This window comes from Amnimonas aquatica, from assembly GCF_002943415.1.
Taxonomy (GTDB): domain Bacteria; phylum Pseudomonadota; class Gammaproteobacteria; order Pseudomonadales; family Moraxellaceae; genus Perlucidibaca; species Perlucidibaca aquatica_A.
The window spans coordinates 1-5201 of record NZ_PTQZ01000133.1 but is presented as its reverse complement, the minus strand read 5'-3'; the positions used below and the strand labels follow the sequence as shown (position 1 = coordinate 5201).

Below are 5201 nucleotides of genomic sequence, written 5' to 3'. Positions count from 1 at the left end.
CACATCGCTGCCACCCGCGTTGATGATCACGCGCATGGGCACGAAGATGGTCATGCCCGAGGTCAGCTTCACCACGTGGTCGAGCACGCCGAAGTCGTTGCGCGGCGAGAAATGGATGCTCACGGTGCCGCCCGGGGTGTCGGCCAGCCAGGCGTGCTCCTCGCGGGCGCAGTCCTGGCGCAGGTTCTGCCCCAGGCCGCTGGCCCAGCGCGGCAGGTTGCGCGGCTCGGCCAGGAAGTCGTAGACCTGATGCGGGCAGCGCCGGATGGTGATGCTGAAAGTGCGCGATGGCAGCGGATGCATGAAACGGGCTCCGGGTGGCTCGGGCGGGTCGGCACATGCCCCCGCCCCTCACCCGGTGACCTTACTGCGCGGAGGGATTCTCCGCCACGGCGGCCGGCGCCGTCAGCGACTCGCCCCGACGGAAGGCGGCGAGCTGCTTCTCCAGCGCCTTGGTCTCGTTCTTGGACACGCCACCGAGCACCGTGATGGCCTCGCGCAGCCGCGCGCGGGTCATGTCCGGCCCCATGATGGCCATGGCCTCCATGACCGGCGGCGCCGACGGCGAACCGGCCATGCTGACGAAGAACGGCGCCATGAAGTCGCGCAGCTTGATGCCCAGCGCCCCGCTCAGGCGCTGCAGCAGCTCGCTGATGTGCGCGTGGTCCCAGTGCCGCAGCGCCTCCAGCTCCCACAGCGCCAGCTGCAGGATGGTCTTCACCTGCTCCGGGCCTAGCGACTTGTGCGCGAAGCTCTCAGCACTGAGCGCAACCTTGCCGGCGAAGAAGAACCCGGCCTTGTCCACCGCTTCCGACAGCGTGCTCACGCGGGTCTGGATCTGGCTGGCGACGCGTGCCAGGTACTCCGGCGTAATCCAGCGCTGGAAGGCGGCGACGAACTGCTCCGGCGCCAGGCCCTTGATCCACTGGCCGTTGAGCCAGGCCAGCTTCTCGACATCGAAGATCGGCCCGCCCAGCGACACGCGCGAGACATCGAAGTCGGCGATCATCTCGGCCAGGGTGAACTGCTCGCGCTCGTCCGGCATGGACCAGCCCATGCGGCCGAGGTAGTTGAGCAGCGCCTCGGGCAGGTAGCCCATGCGCTCGTAGTAGGTGATCGAAGTCGGGTTCTTGCGCTTGCTGAGCTTGGACTTGTCCGGGTTGCGCAGCAGCGGCATGTGGCAGAGCTGCGGCATGTCCCAGCCGAAATATTCGTAGAGCAGCTTGTGCTTGGGCGCCGAGCTGATCCACTCCTCGCCGCGCAGCACATGGGTGATTTCCATGAGGTGGTCGTCGACCACATTGGCGAGGTGGTAGGTCGGCAGACCGTCGGCCTTCATCAGCACCTGCATGTCGACTTCCTTCCAGTCGATGCTGATGGTGCCGCGCAGCAGGTCGCTGATCTCGCAGGTGGCTTCCTCGCGCGTCGCCTCCGGCGCCGGGCGCGGCACCTTCATGCGGATGACGTTAGGCTCGCCGGCGGCGACGCGGGTGGCCACCTCTTCGGCGGACAGGCTCATGCAGTGACCGTCGTAGCCGAGCGCGCCCTTGGCAGCGGTCTGCTCGGCGCGCAGCCGGTCCAGACGCTCTGCGGTGCAGAAGCAGCGGAAGGCATGACCCTTGTCGAGCAGGATATCGGCGTGCTCGCGGTAGATCGCGCTGCGCTCGCTCTGCCGGTACGGCGCGTGCGGCCCGCCGACATCCGGACCCTCGTCCCAGTTCAGGCCCAGCCACTTCAGCGAGGCCAGGATCTGCTGCTCCGACTCCGGCGTCGAGCGCACCTGGTCGGTGTCTTCGATGCGCAGGATGAACTGCCCGCCGTGCTGGCGCGCGTAGCAGAGGTTGAACAGGGCGATGTAGGCGGTGCCGACATGGGGATCGCCGGTCGGCGACGGTGCCACGCGGGTGCGCACGGGCTTGGTCAGTGCAGTCATGGGTCAGTCAGGAAACCGGTCAGAAAAACAGGCGCCAGTATAAGAAAAAAGGCCACCTGACGGTGGCCCTTTTTATGACCGCCAGGGCTGGCGGAGATGCCGGTCCTGCAGAAGCAGGACCGGCCCGGCGCTCAGGGCAGCGACAGCTCGCGGCGCTGGTCGGCCGAGGTCATCGGCAGCAGGCCGCGCAGACCGCCGGTGAGCGTGCCGAGAATGTCCTCCAGCGCCGAGGGATCGCCGCCGGCCAGCTTCTGCAGCTGCTTCAGCAGGCCGGTCAGCTCGGCCGGCAGCAGCTCGGTGAGCAGCAGCGGCAGATCGCTGCTGTTGCAGCTGTCCTCATCCTGGATCTCGTTGTCATCGGCCTTGTCCAGCGCCGGCAGCGCGGTGTTGATCCACTCGTTGATCAGCACTGCCGACTCGGTGTGCGTCACGCTGCGCGCGATCGGCGCCATGCGCACGCCGGCCTCGGCGGATGCCACGCGGTACATCAGGATGGAGGCGCCGGCATCGCCCGGCACGATGTCATGCTTCAGGCTGCCCGATCCGCGCCCCGCCGCCACCGGCTTCTTGCAAACGCCGAAACGGTTGTTCACGGTGCGGAAGCTGTCCAGGTAGAGGCCGGAGTTGGAGGCGCCGCCATTCGGGTTGTGGCAGTGCATGCAGTTGCTTTCCAGATAGGCCCGGACACGCTCGTGAACGTCGCGCGGCGAGCCCCCGGTGGCGCTGGACGGCCCGCTGCCCGGCACATCCCAGAACGCCAGCGGACGGTCGTGGGTGGCCGGCACCTGGTCCAGCCAGCCCTTGCTGACCATGAAGGCGAGCTGGTTCTGGCCGCTGCCGTCGGCGTTCATGCCGCGGTCCATGTTGCGCGCCTTGGGCCCGATGGGCGCGGCGCCGGGCTCGCGGTCATCGCCACCGTGGCAGGTGATGCAGTTGAGCGCAGCCGGCACGGCATAGTGCTCGGCGCTGCCGGTGTAGCGCACGCGCTTGCCATCCTTCTTCACGTTCGGGTTGTGGTCCAGGTAGTCCCAGGACACGCTGGCGGTGCCGCCGGCCAGCGCCAGCACGGCCTTCACCGGCTTGCCGGCGGCGTCATGCTGCCAGATGTACGGCAGGCCGACCCAGCTCACACCGGAGCCGGTCTGGCGCTTGATCAGCAGGCGCGTCTCCACGACATGCTCGGACAGCAGCTTGCCGGCACTGTCCTCCTTGCGGAAGGCGAAGGTCTTGGCGATCACCGTGCCGACCGGGAAGTCCAGCGTGGCGGTGACGCCCTGGCGGCTGTCCTGGTAGATGGCGCGCTGCACCGTGCCGCCCGCACCCGGCGGCAGGAAGATCACGCGGTACTTGCTGGCGTAGTCGGAGAACAGCGCGCTGTTGAGTTCGTAGGGCATGACACCATCGCCATTGCCGGCCGAGCCCGGATCATTGGCGACGCTGAACAGCCCGTACTGGCTCAGCTCGGGACAGTTGTACTGGCCCAGGGCGCTCCAGTTCACCTGGCCCGGCTTCACCGCCGCGCAGGCCTTGGCCACGGCGCTTTCGGACGGGCGCTGCTCCTCGGCCTTGGGCACGTACGGCAGCTTGAGCACCGGCTCCGGACGGTCCGGCAGGTCGCAGGCATGCGGCGACAGGTCGTTGGAACCCGGCGTCAGCAGCTGCACCACCAGCTCGGGGCCGAGGTCGGTGCGCCACAGCTTGGCATTCAGGAACGGCGTCACCAGCGGGTTGTTCTCGTGCTTGTTGCCGTGGATGCAGATGCCGTTCTCCGGCTTCTTCAGCTTGCCCTTGGTGTCGAACTTCCAGGCGTTGTACTTGCAGGTCGGCTCCTGATCCGGACGGTCGAAGTTGGGACGGCCGCGCTCGTCGACGCGGGCCTCGTAGCGGCCGGTCTCGTTCGGATTGGGCTGGTTGAGCGGAATGCCGTCCTTGTCGCGCGGATACTCGGTGCAGTCGTTCGGCGTGTCCTCGCCGCCATCCCAGACGATGTCGGCGCCGCGCCCGAGGTTCTTGACGCGCAGGATCAGCGGCAGCGCCGAGGCGATGCCGCGCTCGGCGATGGGCATCTGCGGCTTGGTGCCGTTGCGCGCGAAGGTGTTGTCGTAGATCTCCACGCCCTCGGAATAGAAGTCGTAGCGCATATCCGGGTAGTTGTTGTCGACCAGGCCGTAGTTGACCATGGCGATGCCCAGCGTTTCGTTGTCGGTGATCTCGTTGCCGTAGATCTCGAGCTGGTCGGAGGCCAGGATCAGCATGCCGGTGCCACGCGGCGTCAGGCCCACGATGTTGCCGATGGGCGCGAAGTTGTTGGTGTTGTTGGCGTAGGCCTTGTTGTAGCGGACGATGTTCTTCTCGCCGTACTGGCGCAGGTTGGGCAGGTCGAAGATCAGGAAGCCGCCGGTGTTCTTGGTGGCCACGTTGTATTCGAAGATGGCGCGGTAGGTGTTCTCGAACTCGTAGCCGGCCACGTTGTAGGTGGCCAGGCAGTTGCGCACCAGCACATCGCTGGACTGGCCGACGTAGATGCCGGCATCGGACGCGCCGTGGGCCTCGCAGTTCTCCATCAGCACGTGCCGGGTTTCCACCGGGTAGAGCGCGTAGGCGCCGACATCGGAACGCGGCGTGTAGCCGGCCTCGGTCTCGTCGCGGCCGGCGGCATCGCGCCAGCGCGCGCTGACATCGCGCACGGTCACGTAATCGGAACGGAAGATGCGGATGCCGTTGCCCGGCGTGTCCTCGACGGTGAAGCCCTGCAGCACCAGGCCGTCGGCGTGCGAGGCGTTGATGCCCTCGGCGCTGTCGCTGTTGGCGAAGCTGAGGATGGTCTTCTTCATGCCGGCGCCCTTGAGGGTGATGCCGGACTTGCTGTTGATCAGCAGCCCCGTGGGCAGGTCGAACTTGCCCTCGCAGAGCTCGACGACATCGCCGGCGCGCGCTTCGAACAGCGCGGTCAGGATCTTGTCGCGCGCCTGCGCGTCAGGCTTGATGCAGGGCTCGTCGACACGCGGCGTGCCGCCACCCTGCTTCGACGAATCCTTGCCGCCGAAGCAGCCCGGGAGCAGGACCAGACCGGCGGCCAGGAGCAGGACGACAGGCGCGCGACGACGGCCCGCGGCGGGCCCGGAGGTGATGAGCATGTGCAGCCTCATGGGTTTTTCTTGTTGTAATGCCGCCATCGGACCATGGCAATAGCCAGCCTGGCAATGTGGAAAAGAGCCATCCTGCGAAAAAATGACATTTGTTGCGTCACCGTGACGAACCGGCATGC

Annotated in this window: 3 protein-coding genes; all 3 read right to left on the bottom strand. The window is 67.1% G+C overall.

Translation table 11 applies throughout. From position 1 onward, the window contains the following. Positions 1-303: SRPBCC family protein (locus tag C5O18_RS06295; protein WP_105192471.1), on the bottom strand; the 303-nt coding region annotated here is incomplete at its 3' end. Between the two features lie 61 nt (positions 304-364). Then, complete coding sequence (gene gltX / locus C5O18_RS06290; RefSeq protein WP_105192469.1) at positions 365-1933, bottom strand: glutamate--tRNA ligase; 1569 nt, start codon at positions 1931-1933, stop codon at positions 365-367. A gap of 131 nt (positions 1934-2064) precedes the next feature. Then, a complete protein-coding gene (locus C5O18_RS06285) occupies positions 2065-5070 on the bottom strand; it encodes a parallel beta-helix domain-containing protein (protein WP_158249284.1) in 3006 nt (1001 codons plus the stop codon). Between the last annotated feature and the right edge of the window lie 131 nt (positions 5071-5201).

Excerpts from the sequence above, each read along its gene's own strand:
- gltX (WP_105192469.1), bottom strand. The coding sequence starts at position 1,933 with ATGACTGCACTGACCAAGCCCGTGCGCACCCGCGTGGCACCGTCGCCG.
- C5O18_RS06285 (WP_158249284.1), bottom strand. The coding sequence starts at position 5,070 with ATGCTCATCACCTCCGGGCCCGCCGCGGGCCGTCGTCGCGCGCCTGTC.